The sequence below is a fragment of the Anabaena catenula FACHB-362 genome (genome assembly GCF_014698735.1).
Taxonomy (GTDB): domain Bacteria; phylum Cyanobacteriota; class Cyanobacteriia; order Cyanobacteriales; family Nostocaceae; genus Anabaena; species Anabaena variabilis_A.
Map to the genome: position 1 here is coordinate 58,496 of NZ_JACJTQ010000027.1, position 25,505 is coordinate 84,000.

The 25,505-nt window shown below is 36.5% G+C and carries 19 protein-coding genes; 5 read left to right on the plus strand and 14 right to left on the minus strand.

Going from position 1 to position 25,505, the window contains the following annotated elements; genetic code table 11:
- Window positions 1-11: 11 nt before the first annotated feature.
- The 5 genes from H6G68_RS17220 to H6G68_RS17240 all read right to left on the minus strand — a co-directional run bounded on the left by H6G68_RS17220 (window position 12) and on the right by H6G68_RS17240 (window position 8,546).
- Window positions 12-614 carry a helix-turn-helix domain-containing protein gene (locus H6G68_RS17220; RefSeq protein ID WP_190907740.1) on the minus strand — a complete coding sequence of 201 codons (603 nt, stop codon included), beginning with the start codon at window positions 612-614 and terminating at the stop codon, window positions 12-14.
- 1,893 nt (window positions 615-2,507) lie between these two features.
- Window positions 2,508-2,891: a HetP family heterocyst commitment protein gene (locus H6G68_RS17225; protein WP_190907741.1), complete on the minus strand. Its 384-nt coding sequence runs from the start codon at window positions 2,889-2,891 to the stop codon at window positions 2,508-2,510.
- 269 nt (window positions 2,892-3,160) lie between these two features.
- Window positions 3,161-3,757, minus strand: a complete 597-nt coding sequence (locus tag H6G68_RS17230) for a hypothetical protein (RefSeq protein ID WP_190907742.1) — start codon at window positions 3,755-3,757, stop codon at window positions 3,161-3,163.
- 1,925 nt (window positions 3,758-5,682) lie between these two features.
- Entirely contained in the window at window positions 5,683-8,064 is a 2,382-nt protein-coding gene (locus tag H6G68_RS17235) for a GH116 family glycosyl hydrolase (RefSeq protein ID WP_190907743.1), read from the minus strand.
- Window positions 8,065-8,162: 98 nt separating this feature from the next.
- Window positions 8,163-8,546 carry a CU044_2847 family protein gene (locus tag H6G68_RS17240; protein WP_190907744.1) on the minus strand — a complete coding sequence of 128 codons (384 nt, stop codon included), beginning with the start codon at window positions 8,544-8,546 and terminating at the stop codon, window positions 8,163-8,165.
- Between the two features lie 66 nt (window positions 8,547-8,612).
- Between H6G68_RS17240 and H6G68_RS17245 the strand changes: the two genes are divergently transcribed.
- On the plus strand, window positions 8,613-10,832 hold the full coding sequence (locus H6G68_RS17245) for an nSTAND1 domain-containing NTPase (protein ID WP_190907745.1): 2,220 nt from the start codon (window positions 8,613-8,615) through the stop codon (window positions 10,830-10,832).
- A gap of 227 nt (window positions 10,833-11,059) precedes the next feature.
- Here the strand turns inward: H6G68_RS17245 and H6G68_RS17250 are convergent, their stop codons facing one another.
- The 6 genes from H6G68_RS17250 to H6G68_RS17275 all read right to left on the minus strand — a co-directional run bounded on the left by H6G68_RS17250 (window position 11,060) and on the right by H6G68_RS17275 (window position 19,011).
- The gene (locus tag H6G68_RS17250) at window positions 11,060-11,572 is read right to left on the minus strand and encodes a DUF6887 family protein (RefSeq protein ID WP_190907757.1); all 513 of its coding nucleotides are present in this window, start codon (window positions 11,570-11,572) and stop codon (window positions 11,060-11,062) included.
- Window positions 11,569-11,760 carry a DUF6888 family protein gene (locus H6G68_RS17255; protein WP_190907746.1) on the minus strand — a complete coding sequence of 64 codons (192 nt, stop codon included), beginning with the start codon at window positions 11,758-11,760 and terminating at the stop codon, window positions 11,569-11,571. The genes H6G68_RS17250 and H6G68_RS17255 overlap by 4 nt, the downstream gene beginning before the upstream one ends.
- A 106-nt stretch (window positions 11,761-11,866) precedes the next feature.
- Window positions 11,867-13,417, minus strand: coding sequence for a hydantoinase B/oxoprolinase family protein (locus tag H6G68_RS17260; protein WP_190907747.1), 1,551 nt, complete (start codon window positions 13,415-13,417; stop codon window positions 11,867-11,869).
- 89 nt (window positions 13,418-13,506) lie between these two features.
- Entirely contained in the window at window positions 13,507-15,606 is a 2,100-nt protein-coding gene (locus tag H6G68_RS17265) for a hydantoinase/oxoprolinase family protein (RefSeq protein WP_190907748.1), read from the minus strand.
- Between the two features lie 124 nt (window positions 15,607-15,730).
- The gene (locus H6G68_RS17270; protein WP_190907749.1) at window positions 15,731-17,578 is read right to left on the minus strand and encodes an ABC transporter substrate-binding protein; all 1,848 of its coding nucleotides are present in this window, start codon (window positions 17,576-17,578) and stop codon (window positions 15,731-15,733) included.
- Between the two features lie 242 nt (window positions 17,579-17,820).
- Entirely contained in the window at window positions 17,821-19,011 is a 1,191-nt protein-coding gene (locus H6G68_RS17275; protein WP_190907750.1) for an HhoA/HhoB/HtrA family serine endopeptidase, read from the minus strand.
- Window positions 19,012-19,315: 304 nt separating this feature from the next.
- Between H6G68_RS17275 and H6G68_RS17280 the strand changes: the two genes are divergently transcribed.
- The 3 genes from H6G68_RS17280 (at window position 19,316) to menH (ending at window position 22,342) form a co-directional block, all read left to right on the plus strand.
- Window positions 19,316-19,717: a metal-sensing transcriptional repressor gene (locus H6G68_RS17280; RefSeq protein WP_127051696.1), complete on the plus strand. Its 402-nt coding sequence runs from the start codon at window positions 19,316-19,318 to the stop codon at window positions 19,715-19,717.
- Between the two features lie 237 nt (window positions 19,718-19,954).
- Window positions 19,955-21,505, plus strand: a complete 1,551-nt coding sequence (locus H6G68_RS17285) for an ATP-binding protein (RefSeq protein WP_190907751.1) — start codon at window positions 19,955-19,957, stop codon at window positions 21,503-21,505.
- A gap of 24 nt (window positions 21,506-21,529) precedes the next feature.
- A complete protein-coding gene (gene menH / locus H6G68_RS17290; protein ID WP_190907752.1) occupies window positions 21,530-22,342 on the plus strand; it encodes a 2-succinyl-6-hydroxy-2,4-cyclohexadiene-1-carboxylate synthase in 813 nt (270 codons plus the stop codon).
- Window positions 22,343-22,381: 39 nt separating this feature from the next.
- Here menH and H6G68_RS17295 read toward each other — a convergent pair whose 3' ends face one another.
- Together H6G68_RS17295 and H6G68_RS17300 are read right to left on the minus strand one after the other, a co-directional pair.
- The gene (locus H6G68_RS17295; RefSeq protein WP_190907756.1) at window positions 22,382-23,053 is read right to left on the minus strand and encodes a glycoside hydrolase family protein; all 672 of its coding nucleotides are present in this window, start codon (window positions 23,051-23,053) and stop codon (window positions 22,382-22,384) included.
- Window positions 23,054-23,176: 123 nt separating this feature from the next.
- Entirely contained in the window at window positions 23,177-23,842 is a 666-nt protein-coding gene (locus H6G68_RS17300) for an SDR family oxidoreductase (RefSeq protein ID WP_190907753.1), read from the minus strand.
- A gap of 179 nt (window positions 23,843-24,021) precedes the next feature.
- Between H6G68_RS17300 and H6G68_RS17305 the strand changes: the two genes are divergently transcribed.
- On the plus strand, window positions 24,022-24,675 hold the full coding sequence (locus H6G68_RS17305; protein WP_190907754.1) for a DUF1997 domain-containing protein: 654 nt from the start codon (window positions 24,022-24,024) through the stop codon (window positions 24,673-24,675).
- Window positions 24,676-24,777: 102 nt separating this feature from the next.
- Here H6G68_RS17305 and H6G68_RS17310 read toward each other — a convergent pair whose 3' ends face one another.
- Entirely contained in the window at window positions 24,778-25,248 is a 471-nt protein-coding gene (locus H6G68_RS17310; protein ID WP_127051699.1) for a DUF4079 domain-containing protein, read from the minus strand.
- Between the last annotated feature and the right edge of the window lie 257 nt (window positions 25,249-25,505).

Sequence of the window (25,505 nt, forward strand, 5' to 3'; positions counted from 1 at the left end):
CCTCCAAAACACTAATAGTTATTGGTCTGAATCAAATTAAATGACCAATTGAAACTAGGTTCAGAGCTAGATTGCAAATCGCCAATTGTGATACCAGCATCCTGAGTTTGAACATTTGTAGGTTGATGGGAACTTTTGCGTTTAGTCGAAAGTCCCATTTGTTTAAGTAAGCGGTTAATGTGGCGATCGCTAATTTCAATTCCCAATTCATTCGCTAAATGTTTACTTAACCATTGAGCCGTCCAGTAACCAAAAGCATAGCCATATTCACGCGGACTATGACTGACCAATTCCTTCAATCTTTCAATATATTGATGATTAACAGTCTTTGGTCTACCTATCGGTCGCTCATTCCATTTATGTGCCATACCAGCCTCAGCTATACCTATCCAGTACCGCGCCATCTCTTGAGAACAACCGATAATTTCACAGATATGAGATTGAGATTTACCCATATCTGCTAACAACATAATTTCAATTCGTCGCCGATATTCTGGTTGTATATTAGATTGCAAGTTCTTCAGCAGCGCCTTCCGCTGAAACGGTGTTAAAAACTTGCTCTCGTGTGCATCGTAAATATCAAAAGCGTTGTTTTGACTTGAAGAAAATGACATAATTCTTACCAGTTGCCGTCTATTATTGTGAAATTTGGGCAAGTTTATCCCTGACATCTGTTGCTAAAATCCAGATGCAAAATTAATTAGCCAATTGCGGCTAACCAAGTATTTATGACATGATTTGCAATTAAGACTCTGGCTTTCTCCCCTAGCTTGCTGAAAATCCAGGCAAGTATTTCGCCATTTAATCAAATTTTGCTCCATCCATATCCGATATTAAAAATCTTTGTTTCGGAGAAATTTTTATCAAACATCCTGATGCAAATCATGTAATTTTGGGTTTTCCCTATCCTCCAAATTTTCTGGAGTAGATAGTTTTTAAGCAGTGGTAAGCATCCTTGAACAATATGCAGCAAGATAGCTGTTTTCTATTAAACAGCAGTATTTGGTAACAAACCTAGAACAGTAAAAAGCAATAATTTCTAGCCTTTCCTAATACCTAGCGCAACCACCATATTATGTTGTCAAGCCATTTGCCCTTAGTTGATATTCACAGTAATACAATTTAGAGCCTGCTGGTAACTCTAATTGTGAGGATGTTATTGAACGCTGCCATGCAGGTTCATATCTGAACATCCAAATATTTAAGTAAGTTGAGTTTGGATTACTCAACAATGAGGTAAAACCTGTTTTAAGGATTGAAGCCTAAAAGTAGCTAAGATCAGGTAAGGAAGCAATCTATTTCTTAGACTAGCCTAAGACTAGTATTTTCTCATCAGCAGATTGTCATAAATCTGAAAATTTTACACAAGAGAACTTAAAAGAAAAAGCTACATTTCCTCACTGTTTATCTTAATCTACTATGATTCATTTCCAAATTTTCCTACATCTGCGCCTGGAGTTTATAGAAAAAATAAAATCTTTATTCAATCTTTATATAAATTTTATATAAAGTTTATATTTATCCGTAAAAACTAATATAGTTTTTATAAACTTTTAATTTTTTACAAAGGATTTACAATTTACAGCAGATTTCAGGTTGCAGGAGTTATACCAACTCTCTATGATAGCTTGCGTGGCGTAGCCATAGATGCGCCAAATTAGATAGGAAACGAACCGCGAAGGCGCGTTCGCGGTAGCGTTGCGAAGCAAAGGACGCGTTCGCGGTAGCGTTGCGTAGCAAAGAAAGAAATAAAAGATTAAAAAATTTGGCGCAGGCTCACAAAGAAATGGTATTACACAATGTAATAACAAAGCCATATAAAAACAGAGTTTCAACCCTGTTCCCTGCTGTATATAAGATTGCTACAAGCTATAATTTTTACAAAACAAAAATAGAAGCTGTTCAAATTTGCCAGCTTCCATTACTCACTATATAAATTGCCAGTTTATACAGCGAACATAATCCTGTTTGGGAGTAATAGGATTACAAGAGTTGAAAGAAAAGCGTAATAGCTAATAATTTCTACCAGCCATAAACGTGATTTCACAGTAACTTTCCATTTTCCAATCTACTTTTGGCACTAAAGTTTTGAAAACTCCAGTCAGATCCAATAGAGCAGAAGAAGTTCTGTAACTATCTCAAGGTTTAACTGAGGGAAGCCACTACCCCAATTTCTGATTGCTCAGAATTCCTATAAACAAGAACCACCACTAGTTACTGTTCATCAGTCTTGGTGTAATAGTTATCTAATCCATGCGGAACTAATTGCTGAAACAGTCAGTTTTATGTATTTTCATGGTTAGACATAAGCATTGGTTTGATTGGTAAAATGGATTTTTAGCCATTCACCTCTTTTCGGTTGTTACTTCTAATTTATAGGATGTTAGTATTCTATATTTGCCAGAATGGCAAATTTTTACATTGATGTATCGTAGAGACATTCCATAGGAACATCTCCACAGTACGGGTTAATGAGTCTATCCAATCTACAATTCTTTGTAAGCAAGCTATGCGGATTGCTTCTCCCTGTGGCTACCACGTACTTCTGCTTTTTGCTTACCACCAACTTCCAGATAAGCTAAATCTTTAATTTTGCTCAGACAGCTAGGTGCAAGATGACTATCAGACCTTTTCTCTGTCGTTTGTTTGGCAATTTTGAGATTGTCATTGTGTTGTGCAGTTGACCTACTCATGCGGGAGTTTTCTTTGAGGAGTCGGTTATAAGTGCGGTAAGGAATGTAATGCAGAGGATTGTAACCAACAAACCGCAGCATTAAAACACAAGCCCAGGAATACTTACCAGCTAGAATTGCTTCTATTACTTGGTCAAACTGTTCAGGTTGGATTTTCTTATCTAAGTTGCTACTATTGCCAGAAATATCTTGATTCATAGTACGTGTTAGCTTTTTTGAAGGTAGTAAACTAGTCCAGTTTCTTCGAGTTTTGTTGTGTCAAGTGCTGTTTACAAACTGCAATACTAGTCCACCTCACCAACTTTGATGGGTTCACAACAGAAAGAAAAGTCATATTCTCTCCATGCTTGCCTTCACCCAGCAATTGTGGTTTGGTCAATTACTAGCCTTGAAACAGCTGTTGAATTAATTACAGGAATATATTAGTAATGGATTTGTGGCGAATGTTGAAAAAATAGTAAACGTTTTCAACAGGCACATCCCGAAAGTTTCCCAGTTCTGAGCAGTTCCCTTAACTTCCAGTTATCAGCGCTATATCTAAAACTTCTGTGTTGTTTTCGCTGCATCTGGATACTATGGAACTGAGTTTTAGTTTTAGCAATTTTTGCTGCTATCTGGGTAGTTTTCTGTATGTTCGGGAGAAGCTTCAATATACTAACTTTCAAAGCTAACGCTCTTTGGGTGGCTTGTTCTACTCTAGCTATCATCACCCCGAAAGTTTGAGCCGTTAAAGCTGTGATTTGCTTTCCTTGGGTATGACTGACTTGTGCAATCTCTCCTGTACATACCCACACCACAGCCGTGAGCCAAAAATTTAAGCTCCTCCTCCACACTAAATTCAGAAGGGCTGAAAGTGCCTTAGTCTGAAAGGATGTAGACCTGTTACCTGTTTTATTAATTGCTATATCACTACTTTTCCGTATGGCTGATAAAGTTACCCTTTGTGAAAGTATGGAACTTTCATAAATGGCTACCTGACGAGGATGCAAATCATAGTACTTTTTCCCTAAGTTACCTCGTTGGCTTGATGTTTCGACTGCATTTGACCTGATGATTTTTTTCATTGCGCTGACCTGTGATTGAAAACCTGACTGTTTTTAATCAAGTCTGTTTGCTACTTTGCCGTATTGACCCTGTTTTTCTGTGCAGTTTTGTAGATGTTACCTAGTGGTAGGGGTTGTTGATGAAGACAACCGTCATTGAGTACTTCTCGGCTTTGGCTTTTGTTTACCAGTGAATGAAAGGTAAAAATTTACCTTTCTTTTCTAAGTTAGCTGGCTTGGTAGATGCTGTTGTGTCTCTTGAAAAATCCACAACCCTTAATTCAATAATTTTTACTGGATATTATTGTATAACTTGCCGCCGAGCATTAGGAGAGCTTTTCAGTAAGGTCTCATAATTTTTAACTTAGCCGAGAAGATAATTCATATTTGAATCTCAATGTCTACATTCGTATTTATACTATTTTTTGTCGCTAATGTCATCTGCCACTTTGGCAGTCCTATAAGTTAAATTTACTTAATGTCTCTAGATATTCACTTATGGATTGTGCAGCTTTGAATTTTGTCCTATATTGATCAAAAAAATGAGGGGTTACACCCCCTATTTTATGAATTGAAAAAAGTTTATTATGCTTGTTTTAGTGGCAAATTATCTTGCTTGTTTTTGTTAAAAAAGCTTATATATAAACAACTCCAGATACTTTCTAAAACCACCGAATTCACTTTTTTGATTAAAATTAGCCCTGACTGGTTAGTTATTATATATTGTTATATGTTTTGTCTGAAAATCTGATCTGAAAATCTTTACAACCACACTAAGCTCAGTTATCCGCTAGGAAAATAGGAGTAATGATTGCATAGAAACTAGCCATATAATCCAGACATTAACTGGTTAATACTACTCTTGTATGCTATGATATATTAACCTATTTTGTCACCATAAAATTAAAATAAAAAAACACCCATTAAGGGGTGTGCTGATAAAAAAGTCTAGTAGGCTTAATCGAACCTTAAACATATAATTTAGCATCTAAACGCCAGTTAGCAGGCAAATAATGCTTCTATATTTTTTTTGAAAAAAATTACCCGATTCTGGGAATATAATTACTCGATTTGTGTAAAATTACTATTGTTATTTGGGTTTGATTAAATAGAAATAAAAATCGTTAATTGTGATGATTTTCTGATTGTTAACTTATTTAAGTTTTATACTTCGGTCTAGCTCAAGAATGTATTACTCTAGGAACTCTCTACTGCTGATGTTTTAGCAGCCATTAACATCTCATCATCTTTAAATTTGCTCAACCACTAAATCAGAGCTTTATTGACAATATGCGATTTAGGTATTATCATGTAAGTCCGACTCGCCCCAAATTGATACTGTTAATTTAATAGAGTATTTTATGAGTAAGGGGAATTTTCCTGACCCTGTATTTAGTATTCATTTTTCTGAATTTCCTTGAGATAGGTAGTAGCGGTATTTGCGGGGCTAATAATTAAGTGAGCAAAACCTATGGTTTTACACGTTCACTGAGAAGATATTTTGACAAAAACCAGATAATCTAGCATTTTTTCTGGGGAAGAGATGAAATTTGTTATATTTATCACCATGTACGGTGATAGGGACATATTTTAAAACATGAGTTGTGAGGTTTAAAACTTTCGACTCTTACCATTACTGACTTTTTCTGCGGTTTCCGGAAATAATTGGAAAATAAAATAAGAGTCTATAGATATAGATTATGTTTGGTTATGAATGATGCTTTTTCCATATAAATATTCAAATATTATCTATTTATACTTAACGCTGTTAATGTGACACTCAGATGTTTAAATTTTATAGTAATAAATTTGACTATATTTAAATTTTGATTTGAACATTTTCACAGTTTTGGAAAAGCGTAAAAATCCCGATATAGCCTAATTTATGGGAAAACTAGGCTTAATCAGTTTAAATCATAAAATACGTATCTTTATGATGCTGAGTATCATAAATGTAAATAAATTGCCCATATAGCCATAGCACGAAGATAAGTACTAGCGCGGAAAGTCCCTGTAGAAGTAATAGCTTCGGGAGTGCGGAACTGTAAACCATTGTCGTAAACTTGCTTAACTACGGCTTCAGTTAAGCGCATGGCTTCATTTTTCATGCCCATTTGTAGCAAAAATGCAGCTAAACCAAAATTGATACCTGTCCAAACTTCCAAAGGATGTGTAGAATTAGGATTTTCTGGTAAACCATTGGGAAGAACACCGTTAGCAGCACCAAATTCACCATTTTGGAACTTGAGAAAACAAGCATCATATATAGTTGTCAAAGCCGAAATGGCGCGATCGCTGGGGACAATATCCGGTAAACTCAATAAACGAGCGTAGAATTGCCCACACAACTGATCAGCCATAACTACATCAGAACCACTTTCACTATCTAAACGGTAATATTTACCATTCCACAGCTTCTGCTGATAAATCGGTTTTGATTGATTTAACCAAGTTTGATAAATAGACTTTTGCGCTTTTGTGTCTTGGTGGTCTGCTAAAATATCACTGATAGCGATCGCACTTTCCAAAGCCGCTAACCATAAACCACCACAATAAGCACTCACACCTTGTAAACGCCAATCATCGAAAGTTTGGTCAGGTGCGCCAGAATTTTCGGGTATACTGTCCCCATCTAGATCAAATGTTTTCACATAATCGAGAGTTTGCACAATTGCATCCCAACAATCTGCTAAAAACTGGATATCATTTGCACCGGTAAACAGAAAATCTCGATATACCTGCAAAACAAAATCACAACCTAAATCTTTCCACAGATTGCAATCTTGATAACTAGTGTAATTGGTTTTTTCCCAAACGTGTTCGTTGGGTGCGCCTAAATCATGAGGTGTAGCACCGGCAACTTTGCGAACTGCGAGAGGACTTTCGGATTTGATGGTGAGATAATAACCGATAATTCTAGTTCTATCATCACTTTGGGGAATTGCTCTGGCAAAAGCGCGAATTACCGATTTTTCCAATTCAGGAAATAACATCAACAGTCCAAAAGAACCGTATAACCGCACATCTAAACTTTCATACCAACGGTAATCGAGACATTCTAACACGGCAAATTGTCCGACGGGATCAATTTCTGACGCGGCACTCCAGAGAGTTCCCCCGCTGGTTAAGTCGTAGAGTTCGTTAAATAACGCCATTTTGAACCAGTCGGGTAAGTCAGAACGGTTGAGAATAGGTTGTTGCCAGTTTTGGATGAGCGATCGCCAATTCTGATATTCTTTAAGAGCAGTAGTGGCAATCTGCCAAGCATTCTCACCATTACAACCAAAAAAGTCTGTATATCTGCGGTAATAGTTCACTCCCGCTGCAAATTCTGTTACAGGAAAATCCCAACTGAGGACAAAAGGAACTTCCAAATTTTCCCCAGGTTGTAAAGTAAAACGCACCGCAATTGCTGCACCTAAACGAGTATTTTCATTTGCGGGAGTTTCATCTAGATAATTAGGTAAAGAACCATTTTCTGAGAAACTTTGCCAAACATCTTCACCATTACCCACAGGATTAAATCGAGAATGATGAAATATTTCCACTTGGGGATTTTTTGCCATCGCAATACACCAAGTTCCGTCCCCTTCTCCGACAGTTTGACTATCAGTAATTTGACCTAAAACACAACCAAAATATTGATCATCTTCTGCTAACCAGTTATAGTTACCTTGACTTTTTCCCCAGCGTGGTTGATATTCATAAACTGGACTACCATCATCTCTAACTCGCACTTCGGGAGATTTCAAAGTATTAGTAAACCAACCCACCATATTTTCCCAAGTTAGCATAATGCTAATAGTAATTGGTGCATTAGTCGGGTTGTGTGCTTTCCACAAGAAAACCGCTACAGGATAACTAGTTTCTTGATAATTATTTGCCCAAATTGGAGAAAATTGCTCACAGGTTAATTGTGATTTAAAGACATTTTCATAAACAAACCAACTGCGCGGATAAAGTGCATGATATGTTCCTGAATTCACTCCGCCCACAGAGAGGGGAGAAGGTGGATACCATTGCCAAGATTGTAGGGTATTATCTTCTGGTGGTTGGGTAGATAATGCGTAAGCTTGTCCAGATTCAAAGACACTAAATTGACAAGCAGGAACGTTTTTGAAAGTATGTTCTCCCCCGTCAATGTGCCACAGGTTAAAATCTCCTCGTGAAGAACGTCCTATACAACCTGCACCAAAGCCACCGAGAGGCATTCCGTGCCAGGGGCCATCATCAATATTACTAGCATAGCGGACGGTGTAGGGTTTGTCCCAACCTAAGCCAATGGGACGATTCCAGGTGCAGGGGGGTATTTGGGGGTGGGTTGTCATGGTTTGAGTTTCACGGGTTGACGCTAATGAAGAGTAGCGTGATGTGTGATTTTTCTCAAGTCAGGGAAGGTAGACAAGATGCCTACCCTGTAGAAAAGTTAGGGACTGATATTTTTATTCTTGTCAGGAAACTTACATTTAACTTCTATTTCAAAATTACTTTCTGCTGAACCTTCTGTAAGAATGGGGATACCTGTTTTTCCTCCTATTTTCAAGCCAAACTTGAGAGTTACTTCTTCAACTTCCGCAGCACCTAAATTTTTAAATGCACCAATAGCATACTTTGTATAACCTAGAATTTGGTTGTGAACTTCTTGCATTTTGACGAATGCTTCATCTTTCCAACCATAAGATTCTCTATCGTCATCATCTTTGGGTGTAGATGTAACTATATCTGGTATGGTAGGCGTTTCCTTGGATTCAAACAGAATTGTATAAGTTTGTCCATCTTCTTCAAAAACTAGTCTTTCGATATTAGCCATTTAAGTTTGATGCCTTACGTGTGTTTAAGTTATCCTATTATCTAATAAATATTACCATCATGATACATGAAACGTTACGCTCTTGTTGTTGGCATTACAGATTATAACAAGCCCCTTAGCATTCTCAGCAAGCCAGATAAAGATGCCGAAGCAGTAGCGCAGGTACTGGCGGCGCATGGGGATTTTGAGGATATTAAATTACTTACAGGGAAAGTTACCACAAGTCAGTTAAGTGAAGCTTTAAAAATCCTCCTGGAAAAACAAGCTGTAAAAAATGAAGCATTAGTTTATTTTACTGGACATGGTATTCCAATATATAGTGCATTAGGAAAACCACAAGCGTATTTAGCAACATCAGATTTAACAATTTTTTTTGAAGATAAAAAGATTATTGGGCAAAAAGGTGGAATTAACTTTAGTGACTTAAATGAATTGATTAAAGATTCTGATTTAAGTAGTTTAGTAGTGCTGTTAGATTGTTGTCATAGTGGAGAATTTTTAGAACGCAGTTTAATACAAGAAACTCTTAAAGCTTTTATTTCCAAACGTGATTATTGCTATATCGCAGCTTGCAAAAATTTTCAAGAAGCTTATGCTAAAAAAAGTGAACAACACAGTATTTTTACCAATGCTTTTTTGAATGGGTTGTCAGATAAATATGCTAATAATGAAGGAAAGGTAACAAGTGATCGTCTCTTTGATTTTATCAGTACAGAACTCAAAGGTAGCGGACAAGAACCAATTCACATGGTTTGGGGAAGTGCCATTACTTTAGTTACCTACAAAGAAAAAATACAAAATCAGACAGTTCCCGTTAAACAAGATTGTCCCTACCAAGGATTACAAGCATTTACAAATGAAAATAAAGAATTTTTCTTTGGTCGTCAGCAGATTGTCAAAGAGATTTTAGCCAAATTAGATGAACAGAAGTTTGTTCCTATTATTGGTGCTTCTGGTAGTGGTAAATCTTCTGTAGTGAGAGCAGGTTTAATTCCTGAATTAGCTAAGAATGATTGGCATATTTTCAACCCTATCAAACCAGGATTTGAGCCTTTACAAGCATTAAAAGCTATTTTTAAAGAGTTTTTCCCTGGTCAACAAGAAAGGCGACTCAAAGACTTAATTGAAAAAAATGATTTTGGTTTAGATGAGATTCTTGCCAATTTACCAAAAGGAAAAAAATATCTACTCTTCGTAGATCAATTTGAGGAAGTATTTACAGTTTGCACTCAAGAGGAAGAAAGGAAAAGATTTATTAAATTATTAACTCAGGTAGCAGAAATTAATAATTCCAGATTTGCAGTTGTAATTACGATTCGAGCCGATTTTCTTGAGCCTTGTTTATCTTATTATACTTTAACTAATCTGATTCAAACTCAGGCGATTTATATGCCGCCTTTAACTGGAGTTGATTTAAAAGCAGCAATAGAAGAACCTGCTAAATTGCAAGGACATAGTATAGAGGAGAAATTATTATTCCAGATTTTAGAAGATGTTGGTAAAGAACCGGGATTTTTACCATTAATGGAATTTGCTTTGACTCAACTGTGGGATAAACGCAACCGCCAAACACATCAACTCACTTTAGAAGAATATCAAAAGTTAGGCGGACTTAAAGGAGCGTTAAATCTTCATGCTGATAAGGTTTATAAATATCGAGATTATGAGCAGGAATCACCAAGCAAACCACGCACTGACGAAGAGCAAGAATGGATAAAACGTATTTTTCTGCGTTTAGTGCGAACTGGAGACAGAGAAAAAGATACTCGTCAGCGTCAACGTAAAGATAAATTACTCAACATTTCCCTCAACCAAAAAACAGAACTGAGTGAATTAATACATGGTGAACAAGGATTAGTCAAAGGACGGTTGTTAGTTACAGGGGACGAACAGCAAATAGCTTGGATTGATTTAGCGCATGAAGCTTTGATGGAAGGATGGGAACGGTTTGGTGAGTGGCGACAAGAAGAACGGGAACTCATGCAACTAAGAGATAGGGTAAAAGATGCTTTTTGGATCTGGAAGGATCATGAGCAAGATTCAGATTTTTTAATCAGCAAAGGATTACTGAAGCAAGTACACCAAAGACAGTTGGAATTAGAATCTCACCTAGATTTTGACACCCTAGAATTTATCAAAACTAGTGAAGAATGTGAAGATGAAAGTCAAAGGGAACAAGAACAACTGCGAGAAGAGGCTGCACAATGGAACAACTATTCACCATATGATGAAGATGCTGCATATGAGGAATGGAAGGAGAACTGGAGGGAAATGCAGTCAGAATGAAATCATATTCTAGAGAATTCTCAACTTGGGATAGAAAATAAGGAAAATACGCAGCATGACCATGAATCTTTTGAAAATCCTTTTTGAATCAACTTATTGTTATCTTTCTCAAAAGTGATTGCTTTCGCTTGTGGAAAATATAAAGGCGATCGCTCTTCCTGATAAACTATTCTGTGAGCGATCGCACCCTTTATCATCATCTATCAGCAACTTTGAGGCTTTTAACTTCAACTATTAGAAATCAATCTTAGTCCAAATACCCAGGCAGGTGGATTATTCTCAGTATAATCACCACGAAAATAACCGTTTATGAGTGATTCAGTCGGTCCAGTAATCACTTCCCATGTCTTGCCAAGACGTGATGAGTATATCTTTTTGATATTTGGATTATTCGACATTGGAATATCCATGTAGGCATCATAGCTATTAAAAGTTTCAGGATACACACGAAGCAAGTAAGTCCGCATAAATAATCTCTGATTAGTAGTAGTTTCTACTTCAATTTCCTCATTCCAGTAGTCTTGTTCTTGAGGATGATGAAATGAAGGTATTTTCATCTTGTTATGTAATTCTTGTTGCCAGAGTGAATCTTTTTCTCCCCCTTCTTCTATACTCACCATGCGTCCCTCTGCTTTAGAACGGTCTATGTATGCCTCAAAAGCATCAATATCTTCTCGATGACTTAATACGTAACGACGCAGTTCATTAAGATTCATTACACTGAATTTCTGTATTGTCATGGTTCATATCCTCCAGTTGGCTTGATTTCAAAGTCCATATCTTCCCCAGCAAGAATATATAAATTACCTGTACGCTTATCCATGCGGATAATTTCAATACTTTTGCAAGGCCATCCAGGATAAATAATGTTGGTGAGTCTGTGGCACAGTATATAAAGCCCCTGAGCTTGATTATTTGTAGGTTGCATATCCCTTTAGTTTAACTTACTTAATAATATATGTAACGTGGTGTAGTTTTACAGACAATTAAAAGGAAATAGTAAAAATACTGGCAAGTTACAAAATTAAAATCATTCACGAAACCCTACCAAATCCTCCACCTCCAGGAGTTTCTATCACAAAAACATCCCCAGGTTGCATCTCTACTGTAGCCGTACTACCTAAATACTCTTCAGTTCCATTTTCACGTTTTATCCAATTCCCTCCTACTTGTCCCTCTTCTCCACCATTCAACCCAAAGGGAGGAATCAAACGATGGTTAGAAAGAATATTAGCTGTCATATTTTCTAGAAATTTAATCCGACGAATTACCCCATTCCCTCCAGAATATTCTCCTTTACCACCACTATCAGCACGCAGACAAAAACTTTCTATTTGTACAGGATAACGGGTTTCTAAAACTTCTGGATCAGTCAAATGGGAATTAGTCATATGTGTATGAACTCCATCAGTACCATCAAAATTAATCCCCGCCCCAGAACCACCGCAAATAGTTTCATAATATTGATATTGCTCATTCCCAAACGTAAAATTATTCATCGTTCCTTGAGAAGCAGCCATCACACCCAAAGCACCATATAAAGCATCAACAATAGTTTGCGAAGTTTCTACATTACCAGCTACTACTGCTGCGGGATAAATTGGGTTTAACATACAGCCTTCAGGAATAATAATTTCTAAAGGTTTAAGACACCCAGCATTGAGAGGAATATTATCATCAACTAGAGTACGAAAAACATATAAAACTGCGGCTTGAGTTACGGCTTTAGGCGCATTAAAATTACTATTTAGTTGCCAAGATGTACCAGTAAAATCAATTATAGCACTTCGATTTGTCTTGTTAATAGTGACTTTTACTTGGATTTTGGCATGATTATCCATTTCATAAATAAATGCGCCATCTTTGAGAACATCTATCGCTTTTCTAACTGCTTCTTCTGCATTCTCTTGGACAAATTTCATGTAAGCTTGGACTGTCTCAAGTCCGTATTGCAAAACCATTTTATTTAGTTCTTGAACTCCTCTTTCATTGGCGGCAATTTGTGCCTTGAAGTCTGCTATATTTTGGTTAGGGTTACGGGCAGGATATGTATGATTTAAGAGTAATCTCTTTGTTTCTGTTTCTCGAAAATTTCCCTGTTCAACTAAGAGAAAATTATCAAATAAAATTCCTTCTTCTTCAACGGTGGTACTGTGAGGAGGCATAGAACCAGGAGTAATTCCACCAATATCAGATTGATGTCCACGAGAAGCAACATAGAAAATAATTTGTGTTTCGTCTCCGTCAAAAACAGGAGTAATTGCTGTTACGTCAGGAAGATGTGTTCCGCCATTATAGGGATTATTAGATAAATAAACATTACCTGCTTTTATGGTGTCACCTTTATCATTAATTAAGCTGCGGACACTTTCACTCATTGAGCCTAAATGTACAGGAATATGGGGGGCATTAGCAACTAATAATCCTGAAGCATCGAAAATAGCACAGGAGAAATCTAGTCTTTCTTTAATATTCACTGATGCTGCGGTATTTTGCAGAACAATCCCCATTTGTTCGGCGTTAAATTGAAAGAGGTTTTTGAATATTTCTAACCGGACTGGATCTGGTTGAGATGTTGTGTACATTTTTAATTTATGGTTGTTTATCAGAATCCAATATGCTTGGTGTTAACAAAATTTTGTTGGGTTTTGCTGTCGCTTAACCCAACCTACAATTAAAAAATGCGTTGCAAAATTAAATGATTGCGTTCAGTTAATGTTGCTTCCCAGTTAGCTTCAACTACAATTGTGCTAATTTTTTCCACAATAATTGCGGGTTGACTAATTCTATCTCCTGGTTGTAAATCTTCCCGTCGATAAACAGGAGCATCATACCATTGATTAGCAGTAAACATCTTCACTGTTTCAACTGATTTAGGTGCTACATTTTGATGACGGTTACGAGTAATTAACGGTTCTTCAGGAGTATCCATTCTTTGAATTACTTCTACTGATGCAGATTCGACAATTAAGGTTTTCTCTAATTGAATAAAACCATAGCGAGATTTGTGTTCGGTTTCAAATTCTTTTCGCATCAATGCCACATCATCGGCAAAATTAATGCTTAATGTAGAATTAGTTCCGTCATATTTTAAGTTAAGTTTTTTAACTATTTCTTCTTTACTACTTGTTTCATCTGAGTTAACGGTACTTCTAGCTTGAATTTCTAAAGAGTTCATTAATTGCTGTAAATGCGGGATTAATGATTGACCTAAAGGCTGTTCTAATCCCGCTTCTTTAATTGCTCGGACATCAGCTAAACCCATTCCATAAGCAGAAAGAACTCCTGCATAAGGGTGAAGAAATATTTTTTTCATTCCTAATGTATCGGCAATTAAACAAGCAACTTGTCCCCCTGCACCACCAAAGCAACAAAGTACATATTCACTGACATCATAACCTCTTTGTAAACTGATTTTTTTAATTGCATTTGCCATATTTTCTACAGCAATAGCAATAAATCCTGCGGCTACTTGTTCGGGTGTAGAATTGTTACCTGTGACGGCTGTAATATCTTGGGATAATTTTATAAATAGCTTTTTGACGATATCTTGATCTAAAGGTAAATTGCCTGTATTTCCAAAGACAGAGGGAAAATATTGGGGGTGAATTTTTCCTAACATGACATTAGCATCTGTTACAGTTAATTGTCCCCCACGTCGGTAACAAGCTGGGCCAGGATTGGAACCAGCAGATTGGGGGCCAACACGATAACTAGAACCATCAAAAAAGAGAATTGAACCCCCACCAGCAGCAATTGTATTAATTGCTAATACGGGAACTCGCATTCTTGCACCAGCAATTTCTGAATCTAATTGGCGTTCATATTCTCCTTTAAAGTGGGCAACATCTGTACTTGTGCCTCCCATATCAAAGGTAATTACTAACTCAAAACCTGCTCTTTTACTGGTTTGAACTGCACCAACAATACCACCGGCAGGACCACTTAAAATACTATCTTTTCCTTGAAATTGTTGTGCGTCTGTTAACCCTCCATCTGATTTCATAAACATTAATCTCACGTTGGGTAACTGACTGGCTACTTGATTAACATAGCGACGCAAAATCGGAGTTAAATAAGCATCTACTACGGTTGTATCTCCTCGGCTGACTAATTTCATTAAAGGGCTAACTTGATGAGATACGGAGATTTGTGTAAAGCCGATTTCATGGGCTATTTGTGATACTTGTTGTTCGTGTTTGGGATAGCGATCGCTGTGCATGAAAACAATAGCACAACTACGAATTTCTCTATTATAAGCCCCTTGTAAATCATTTTTAGTTTGTTCAATATTTACGGCTATTAATTCATTGCCGTGAGCATCATAGCGTTCATCTACCTCAATTACCTGTTCATACAGCATGGAAGGTAAAACTATCTGCCGCGCAAAGATATTTGGACGATTTTGATAACCAATTCGTAAGGCATCTTTAAAGCCTTTAGTAATAGCCAGAACAACGCGATCACCTTTTCTTTCTAACAGTGCATTTGTTGCTACTGTTGTCCCTATTTTTACTACTTCTATTGCTTGACTAGGAATGGGTTCTTTGTTAGAAATACCGATAATATCTCGAATTCCTTGAATTGCTGCATCTTGATATTGTTCGGGATTTTCTGACAGTAATTTATAGACTATTACCCATTCCTGATTAGAAAGAGGAACAATTAAAAAACGTTCTGTATGGTTTAAGAGTCTGTCTATAATTGCCCGATTATTAGTAACAGCAACTATATCTGTAAATGTGCCACCTCGATCAGCAAATATTTTTAACATTTTTCTTTATCCTTTTTCTTAGTTATTTGTTTTTGATATAGAAATATATTACCATCTGAAATTAATAGTTCGTCTGCTTCAAGCGTAGAAGATTTCGACGACTAGTGTGAAACAATTTTTCTTATTAAACTGTCCATTTCCATTTTTGTTGCTGTGCATCCCATTTTACAGCTACTATCTCTGCTGGGGGATTGATGCGATCGCCATTTTCATGAAATTCGATAATTCCTGTAACTCCTCTCACTTGTTTTTTCTGTTCTTTAAAATATTGATTCATCTTGATCAGTAAAGATTGACTATCCTGAATATATTTGTTATGTTTCTCTAAAGTTCTCAAAACTATTAACACTGAATCAAAAGCAGTTGCACTACGCCATGTTAACTTTTCTTCTCCCCATAATTCTTTGCCTATTTCACAAAAGTTTTTTGCTAATTGATTCTCTCCATTACAGCCATTTTCCTGACTGTACCAATGCCAAGGAATACAGGCTATAATTTGATCATTATTTTGATTAACTAAGTTATTCTGACTTTGCTCATCAATCCAATGTAAAACATTTTCATGATAAAAGGTAGCTGAACCTGCTATTAGACAATTATTGAGATTTAATCGGCTAATAAGTCCAGCATTATTAAGAGAATTAGATTCAATTCCTCCATCGGGAATTACAATGATAATATCAACTTCTTTTTGTTTAATATCTTCTATATATTTTTGAAATTGATAGTAATTCTCACTGATATAACTACATTCTGATAGCAAAATAAATGATTCTTCATATTCTTCTAGATATTTCTTAATAGAATTTCTATATGAATTACTATAACTACTATTTTTGTTATAGATAATAGCTACTTTTGGTTGACTTTTAACTGTAAGTATGTCCTTTAAATATTCACCTAATTTTTTGGCATTAATGCTATCTTGAGTAGTTAATCTAAAAAATGATAAGCTTTCACCACCAGATAAATAAGAAAGTTCATTAGATGTACTACTAGAATTTACTAAAACCAGACCTTTTTGAGAATAAAATTGTAGTGCCTTTTTGGTCATTTCACTGGAATAATGACCAATAATAGCAATCAAATTTAATTGTGATGCTAAATTGGCTAAATTCTCTGCTGTTTGGTTGTATGAAGCATACAAATTATTAGGATCATTAACAATTAAAATCCGTAAAGATAGAGGATAAACTGTATTATTTAAAGTGAAAAATGTATGTGGTCTAATGTCCTCCAAGTTGATCTCTTTCTCTAGATTAATTTTGTCAAATATTGGTAAATTTAATTGTAATTGAATTTGGGCTATGCCTCGCAAAATTTCAGCCGCAACGTGACCATGATTATGGTAAAATGGCACAACTACAGCTAGAGTATAAACTTCAATTTCTCTTGTTTGCAAAAGCGATTGCTTATATTCAATCAAACAGTTGTTAATATAAATTAAAATTTCTGGATTACCAATTCCGTAAATCTCTAATTCTTTTTTCCAAGCCCAAAGAAAGCACTTTAAGGCTTGATAGTAAAGTCCTTGTTGATAAAATTGTGTTCCTTCAATCTGCAACTTAACAATTTCTTGATTAGGTGGATAAAGAAAAATTTGTCTGCCAAAACTTCCTTGGAAGTTATCATTATTTAATTGAGGGGCAGGATTTAATTTATAACCATTATTGGTATTAAGTAAAAAATTGAGAATTATCACCCAGTTACCAGCTATTTGCTCTTGGTCAACTTGCATTAATTCTGCTATTTTAGGATAGATATATTTACTCAATCTATCCCTAATATTTTGCTCAGATAAATTGACTATATTAGCTATTTGTTGTCGAGAATATCCTAAAAGAGATTGACAAATAATTGTCTGATCAAATTCACTCAGTTGCTTTTTATTGGGCAGAATATCTAACTTTTGCAAGAAAAGTTCAATATTAATATCTAGCTCTGTTATCACCTGCTGACAATGTTGACACATATTCAGATACCCTGCTCTTTTTCCGAAAATGATAACTTGATTCTCGGTTGAGGTGACTCTATGGGTGTGGAAATAATTTCTACAGATATAGTAGTTTCCGGCGATTAGAAATCGCTACTACACAAAAAAAGTCCACCTGCGTGGACTAATACAAAATCAAGGGTTCTTAACCTGCGAAGGCAGGTTTTGTCTGTGTAGCCGCGACTTCCAGTCGCTAGTAAATTAGACTTTTCAAACAATCTCTAAGAAAGGTCTTTCAACTCAGCGGTACGAACTGAAAGCTGTTGTGTTTGATTTCCTCGTTGCACTTTTACCTGCAAAACCTGACCCAATTGACTATCTTCCACCACACCTTGCAACTGTTCTGCATTGGTAATTGATTGATTATCAATTTGGACAATCACATCTCCACGACGGATACCCGCAGTTGCAGCAGGGGAGTTGGGTACAACCCGCATTACCAAAACACCTTTAACTTCAGGAATCGCAAACATAGAGTTGGGATCACGGTTATTTTGTTTTGCTAATTCCGGCGTTAATGTTACCATTTGTACACCTAAATAAGGGTGAACAACTTTACCATCTCGTTGCAATTGAGATGCGATCGCTTTAGCCTTATCTATAGGAATCGCAAACCCAATCCCCATCGCATCTGCACGAATCGCGGTATTAATTCCAATCACTTCACCTTGACCATTTAACAACGGCCCCCCAGAGTTACCAGGGTTAATTGCAGCGTCGGTTTGAATAAAATCTAAGCGTTTATCATTAATGCCGACTTGAGCGCTGGAACGTTTGAGAGTGCTGACAATGCCCAAAGTTACAGTATTATCAAATCCTAAAGGATTACCAACTGCGATCGCCCAATCTCCCACCTGGACATTCTCCGAAGAACCCAAAGGTGCAACAGGTAAATCATTTCCAGCATTAATCTTGACTACCGCCAAATCCGTTACTTCATCAATGCCTTTAACTTTACCCTCAAAAGTGCGACCATCTTTAAGACGAACCGTCACTTTATCAGCTTGATCAACTACGTGAGCATTGGTAAGAATTATCCCACTTTTGTCCAGAATAAAACCAGAACCTAGACCGCGTAATTGCTCAGTCGGTAACTGTTGAGAGTAACTATCACCAAAAAACCGCCGAAAAAACGGGTCTTCCATCAAAGGATCAACACGGCGAGTAATAGTTTTTTCTGTATCAATCCTGACCACAGCAGTCCCTACACGATTCACAGCTGCTGTGACAAAACTACTGCTACCAATAGCAGCAATCCCAGGAGAAGACTTTTGAGCAACCACAGCAGGAGCAGGTTCCGCTTCAGATGGTAAGACTTGTAAGCAAGTAACCGTCAGCAGAACTCCTAAAAAAATTGCGACAACATAGGAACTCAATTGGCGAATATAGCGGAGTGATTTGGAAATTTGCATAATTACAATCTGATTTAGAAGCCTAATTTTTGCTGTTTTGTGACAAAGCTACATACACTTATTTTTACAGCTTGGATAAAAATCTTCGCCTATTGAAGTTTTTACCGGGCTGCGTCGTCTAATTGGGGATATGGAAAAAGTGATCTGTAATCAAGTTAAGGGAACATAGAGTAACCAGGGTATTATGGAAGTCTGCCCTTACTTGGTTCGGTTTTTCCACCAATTCACAATTCACAATCCACCATCCACAATCCACAATCTCTCTAGGTTAGGATCTTAATTAATACCAAAACCTTCATATCCCATGAATACTTCCAACCAATTAACTCATGAATCCTTGACAACATCCCCACCACCAGAACACACACACGATGAAGATCACAACCACGAACACACAGATCATACTCCTGGACAGGTAGATTCTGTTCATCCTCACGTTCATAGTGAAGAGTCATTGCGGCGAATTGTCAATCGGCTCTCACGTATAGAAGGACACGTTCGCGGTATTAAAACAATGGTGCAGCAAAATAGCCCTTGTCCTGATGTATTATTGCAAATTGCCGCTGTCAGAGGCGCAATAGATAAAGTAGCACGCATTGTTTTGGATGAACATTTAACCGAATGTATTGCTAGAGCCGCCCAAAAAGGCAATATTGATGTAGAAATTGAACAACTCAAAGCTGCTTTAGATCGGTTTTTACCTTAGAAACTCAAAAACAGCAGTGGCCATCATCAACTGGGGGCATCAGAACTTATGAAAATATTTTTTCTTGCCTGTAAGAGCGTGTATTTTCCAGTTAAGTAGGTGTAAATATTTCTCCTTGGGAGCAGAGAATGGACAAGAGGGTTTTAGCTTGGTTCATTTTTTCGCATATTTTGCATATTTATCTTTATTTTAGCCTTTACATTTATTTACAACATAACAGTTTCCCAGTATTTAGTCATGATAGCAAAATTAAAACAAATATTGCCTACATATTTATTTTTTCAAGGAAAGTACCGGATTATTTTCTTGTCAGCCACTCTATTTTTGTGTTTTGATTTAGGTGTTCTTCTTCCTAATTTTTTGATCTCTTCTCAATTAAAAGAAGATGCTATAATTATTAACTTAGCTGGTCGTCAGCGAATGCTATCACAAAGAATTTCTAAAACTATCTTACAATTACAAGTAGCAGAACAAATAGAAAAAACAATTACTGCTCCGCAGAATGAATTAGCACAGGCTTACAAGCAATTTGATGAAACTTTAATAGGATTTAAAATAGGTAAAATCGTCACTGGTAGTGATGGAAAGCCAGTATATATTTCAGCTCTGAAAAATCCTAAAATTAAAAATTTAATTACTCAAGCCGAAGCAATTTGGAATCCCTATAAAGAAAAAATTGAACCTGTTATTTCATCTAGAAATAAAATATCTCGGCAGTCATTACAAGATGCCATAGTCTATTCAAATGACAATAACCTCCAATTGCTAGACTTGATGAATCAGATCACTACAGAACAACAAAATATATCTAATAACAGAACATACGCATTACAAATTATTCAAGCAACTGGTTTATGTCTAGCATTAGTAAATTTTTTTATATTGCTTTTTCATACATTAAAAAACTTGACCATTAGTGATAATAAAATTCAAGAAGCTTTAAATGAAGTAGAAAAAACACAAGTTCAACTTATCCAAAAAGAAAAAATGTTTAGTTTGGGGCAACTTGTGGCCGGAATAGCTCACGAACTCAATAATTCTATCAATTTTATCCATCCTAACCTTCCTCATGCTCAACGATATATGGTAGATCTATTAAAATTAATAGATCTTTATGAGAAATATCATCTTAAAGTTGATACAGAAATAGAAATAAAGATTTTTACAAAATTAATTGACCTAAATTTTATCAAGTCAGATTTACCTCAACTCATAAAATCAATGGAAGTCGGCACAACTCGTATCCGTGATATTGTGCTTTCTCTACGAACTTTTTCTCACTTGGGTGAAACTGAAATCAAAAAAATTGATATTCATAAAGATCTAGATAGTATTCTGATGATTCTGCGATGCCGATTCAATAACCAATTAAATTCAACACCAATTGAAATCATTAAAAAATACGATAATTTACCACTAGTAGAGTGTTATCCTGCAAAACTTAACCAAGTATTTTTGAATATATTAACAAATGCTATTGATGCTTTAGAAGCTAAAGAATTGCCACAAAACCCTCAAATTTATATTACTACTAAGTTACTAGAAACTAATTATATTTTAATTTCTATTACCGATAATGGTGTTGGTATTCCTGAAGAAAATCAGCTACGAATATTCGATCCCTTCTTCACCACAAAACCCATAGGTAAAGGAACTGGTTTAGGATTATCTATTACTTACCAAATTGTTGTTGAAGAACATAAAGGTAAAATACTCTGCTTTTCTAGTCCTGAAAAAGGTACAGAATTTCAAATTCAGATTCCGCTAGAAGTTATTTCTCAAATATAATATATTCTCATTTATATAGAAAAAATGAATTTAGAAAAATATATATTTAATTATTCTTTAATTGACAATTCCCAAAAACCACTAATTATTTTTCTACATGGATTTATGGGTAATCTTGATGAATTTGATGAAGCCATAAAATTACTAGGTGAAGATTTTTCTTATCTCACCCTTGACTTACCTGGACACGGTAAAACTCAAGTTTTGGGAGGAGATGAATATTATAAAATGGAACAAACCGCCCAAGCTTTAATCAACTTATTGGATAAATTGAAAATATCTCAATGCTGCTTAGTTGGTTATTCAATGGGAGGAAGATTAGCCTTATATTTAACTCTACATTTCCCCGAAAGATTTATCAAAGTTGTCTTAGAATCAGCTTCCCCAGGTTTACCAACAGATACAGAAAGATTAGCCAGAATTAAAAGTGATTTTCAAATAGCTAGTAAATTAACTCGAATGATTAATAAAAAGGATTTTAAAAAGTTTCTCAATAATTGGTACATTCAACCAATATTTGGTAATATCAAACACCATCCTCAATATCCACAAATGCTAGAAAGTAGATTAGAAAATAATCCTCTAGAACTAGTAAAGTCACTGCAATTTATGGGAAGTGGATATCAGCCTTCTTTGTGGGAAAAGCTCAAAGAAAATAAACTTCCATTACTTTTACTAGTTGGCAAATATGATGAAAAATTTATAAAAATTAATACAGCAATGTCTTACAGATGTGAATTTTCCCAGCTAAAAATAATTAATCAAGCTGGACATAATGTTCACTTAGAAAATACATTAGACTTTGTCAAAAATATCAGAGATTTTATGATTGACTAACTCAAATAACTTTCAACTAAATTGATTTGATTAGACTTTTTATGGATTCTGAGGAATTGGGGAAGGTGTTACATTTCGGGTTGCTGGTTGATTAGCAGCTTTTAATTCTTCTTGCAATAATTTCTGATAAACTTGGGGTAAAAAGCGAGTATTCTCATTAGTCTCTATGCCATATCCTAAACTTGTCCAAGTGGGGGAAAGTCGCCGTAAAACTTCATTTAACTTTTGCTGACGCAGGAGTTGAGAAATATCAGTTCCCCAAACTCGTGAATCATTCAACCAACGGTAAACTACTACGTCTTGATACTCCGCTTCAAAGCTATAATTAGTCCAAAACATTAACTGCTGTGGTGGATTTGGATGATAGCGGGGAGCAATTTCATACCAGGTAGTATTGATGATTTGATATCTACCAGCAGCAGTGGAACAGTTACCTGTATTTGGTCCCACCACAATGGTGACACATATTTCAGGATGACGACTCAGATCACTAACTTGCTGACCACCATATAAGAGAGAGTAGGGACGGTTGCTATTGGCCTCACTTGTAGAGATGGTTCGCATCAAAGCACGAATGTAAGGATCACCATCTTTCATCACCAATTGAGGCTGCTTTCCGGTAAATAGAGGTTCGGAAGGCGAATGTAAATCTCCACCCACATACCACTGTAATAAATATACAAAACCGAGAAGTGCCGCTAGGGGGCCAATCAGTTTTTCTACACCTTTGAGTTCAAAGCCTTTCAGAACCTAACTCCTCATAACAAACATTGATTTTGGATCATAAAAACTCCGCGTCCCTCCGCGCTAACCTCAGCGTCCCTCTGCGTTTGATCAAAAAGACTGAACCTGCTCAAATAACTCCCTCCAACTTTTCTTAGTCTCTCCCACTCTAGCCACGATTTCCACAATTTTATTCCGCGCAGCAGGTTCAAATAGGGACTCAACACAAACCTGAGCCACTTTTTGCCGAGGGATGCTACCATCGAACAATGTATCAGCACCCTGCATGACTATGGCATCGGAGTTATCTTCATTTTTTAACCCTCCAGGTCGCACAATTGTATAGGTGAGTCCACTTTTTTGAATACATTCTTCAGCTTGCTTTTTCCAGACTAAAATCAGCCAAAATAGGTTCAAGGGATGGAAAAGCTGGGAAACACACAAAGAAGAAACCAAGACAAAATGCTGAATCTGCTTGGCTTTAGCAGCAGTTACTAAATTTTTTGTACCTTCAAAATCTACTTTATAGGGGGCTGTAGGGTCAAAACTGGGACTTGCACCTGTGGCGCAGATTACTACCGTGCTATCACCTAATCCAGCATCTAAGCTTTCTGGTTGTAATACGTCGCCTACAACGAATTCGACATCAGGAGATAAAATAGCCTTAGCTTTTTCTTGATCTCTCACCAAGGCCCGGACAGGAATATTTCTCGCAATTAGTTCTTGGATGATACGACGACCTGTTTCACCTGTTGCCCCTGCTACAAATACTTTCATAATTAGCGCTATCTTGGGAAACTAATATGTGCTTGTTCAGTTCTTTATTGTAGTGATTCTATGGAGTTGATGACAGATTCTTGAGGTTTTTGTGAAATTTACATTTTTTTGTGAAAAAACTCTCCCGAACTGGGAATCATTAATATAGACAAACTTCAATCTATACAAAAAACACACTTATGGTAGCAAACAACTGGGATTATCCATCTGTGGAAATAAATGAATCAGTTTTATCTGTAGAATCAAGCGTTTCAATAGATGAAACTGCATTTAAAGAAGATAAGATAAATACAAGCAAATTCCATAGCCGTCATCAAGATTGTATGGAAATGTATGCTCCTGTGAGAAAGGTTGCTGAGTATCTTGATTCTCACTCCTCATGGTTCACACGCTGCGCTGAACCGATGAAAGTGCAACCTTTGGGAGACAATGGCTATGCGTTAGTAATTGGTCGATTTGGTTCTTTTGGTTATGAAGTAGAGCCGAAAATCGGTTTGGAATTGTTAGCTCCAGAACAGGGTAATTACTGCATCCGGACTATTCCTATTCCTGACTACCAAGCTCCTGGTTATGATGTAGACTATAATGCATCGCTGCAATTGGTAGAAAGTGCAGCTGAGATGACAAGGGTAGAATGGCAATTAGATTTGATGGTTGAGCTTTATTTTCCCAGATTTATTCAGCGTTTACCCCATTCCTTAATTCAATCTACAGGCGATCGCTTACTTCATCAAATTATCCGCCAAGTCTCCCGTCGTTTAACCCGCAAAGTCCAGGAAGATTTTCATCAGTCTCAGAATATTGCTTTTTCTGTTAAGTCTCATCAAAAGTGAGCAGTAATTCCCTGTGGCTATTAATTAATTTAATTTTCTCCAACTACTTAGATTTATTTGTCGATGGTCAGTAGCACAATCCAACTGACCACTGACACCGGACTATGCTTGAGTAAGAATTTTTTGGACAATTTCTACGCCAGATATAGCCTGCCAAATAAAAAGCCCTAAAATACCGAAATTAAGCAAAATATGAGTGACACGCGCCCAATTTGCTCCTTTTTGCATAAAGGGGGAGAGGGACGCAGAAAATGCTATCAAACCTGTCATACTCAGACCGGCTAACAGGTGCGGACCAAAAAACAATTTCCCATTATTGATATAGGTAACAGCCATGCCACCAATGGAACCTGCTACCATCAAAGCTAAGACAATAGAGCCGATTTGGTAGTGCTTGATTGTATATTTGCCTTGAATGAGTTGTTTCTTTTCTTCGCCCTTAGCATTTCTGGTACGCTGTACTTGCAGACCTAAGTAGGCAGCATACAGTGACAGTGCTAGTAATATCCACATGATGACTGGGTGAAGGAAATTCAAACCATATTTCACTGCTGGAGAAAGTTCGAGGCTCATCGTGTTCTCTTCCAATTATTAAATCTTAATAAAAATTAGCATACCTTAGTTTAAAGCTGAGAACTCAGTACTTTTATCAAACAGAAAATCTTCTCTTCCCATTTCCCTCTTGCCAAAGTACTTAAACAATCTCAGACTAAATAGTGACGCTATAGCAGGAGTCAGGAGTCAGGAGTCAGGAGTCAGGAGTCAGGAGTCAGGAGTCAGGAGTCAGGAGTCAGGAGTCAGGAGTCAGGAGTCAGGAGTCAGGAGTCAGG

Excerpts from the sequence above, each read along its gene's own strand:
- H6G68_RS17275 (WP_190907750.1), bottom strand. The coding sequence starts at position 19,011 with ATGCAAATTTCCAAATCACTCCGCTATATTCGCCAATTGAGTTCCTAT.
- H6G68_RS17270 (WP_190907749.1), bottom strand. The coding sequence starts at position 17,578 with ATGTGTCAACATTGTCAGCAGGTGATAACAGAGCTAGATATTAATATT.
- H6G68_RS17255 (WP_190907746.1), bottom strand. The coding sequence starts at position 11,760 with ATGCAACCTACAAATAATCAAGCTCAGGGGCTTTATATACTGTGCCAC.
- H6G68_RS17235 (WP_190907743.1), bottom strand. The coding sequence starts at position 8,064 with ATGACAACCCACCCCCAAATACCCCCCTGCACCTGGAATCGTCCCATT.
- H6G68_RS17230 (WP_190907742.1), bottom strand. The coding sequence starts at position 3,757 with ATGAAAAAAATCATCAGGTCAAATGCAGTCGAAACATCAAGCCAACGA.
- menH (WP_190907752.1), top strand. The coding sequence starts at position 21,530 with ATGAATTTAGAAAAATATATATTTAATTATTCTTTAATTGACAATTCC.
- H6G68_RS17225 (WP_190907741.1), bottom strand. The coding sequence starts at position 2,891 with ATGAATCAAGATATTTCTGGCAATAGTAGCAACTTAGATAAGAAAATC.
- H6G68_RS17310 (WP_127051699.1), bottom strand. The coding sequence starts at position 25,248 with ATGAGCCTCGAACTTTCTCCAGCAGTGAAATATGGTTTGAATTTCCTT.
- H6G68_RS17280 (WP_127051696.1), top strand. The coding sequence starts at position 19,316 with ATGAATACTTCCAACCAATTAACTCATGAATCCTTGACAACATCCCCA.
- H6G68_RS17240 (WP_190907744.1), bottom strand. The coding sequence starts at position 8,546 with ATGGCTAATATCGAAAGACTAGTTTTTGAAGAAGATGGACAAACTTAT.
- H6G68_RS17285 (WP_190907751.1), top strand. The coding sequence starts at position 19,955 with ATGATAGCAAAATTAAAACAAATATTGCCTACATATTTATTTTTTCAA.
- H6G68_RS17260 (WP_190907747.1), bottom strand. The coding sequence starts at position 13,417 with ATGTACACAACATCTCAACCAGATCCAGTCCGGTTAGAAATATTCAAA.
- H6G68_RS17300 (WP_190907753.1), bottom strand. The coding sequence starts at position 23,842 with ATGAAAGTATTTGTAGCAGGGGCAACAGGTGAAACAGGTCGTCGTATC.
- H6G68_RS17305 (WP_190907754.1), top strand. The coding sequence starts at position 24,022 with ATGGTAGCAAACAACTGGGATTATCCATCTGTGGAAATAAATGAATCA.
- H6G68_RS17265 (WP_190907748.1), bottom strand. The coding sequence starts at position 15,606 with ATGTTAAAAATATTTGCTGATCGAGGTGGCACATTTACAGATATAGTT.
- H6G68_RS17250 (WP_190907757.1), bottom strand. The coding sequence starts at position 11,572 with ATGACAATACAGAAATTCAGTGTAATGAATCTTAATGAACTGCGTCGT.
- H6G68_RS17220 (WP_190907740.1), bottom strand. The coding sequence starts at position 614 with ATGTCATTTTCTTCAAGTCAAAACAACGCTTTTGATATTTACGATGCA.
- H6G68_RS17245 (WP_190907745.1), top strand. The coding sequence starts at position 8,613 with ATGAAACGTTACGCTCTTGTTGTTGGCATTACAGATTATAACAAGCCC.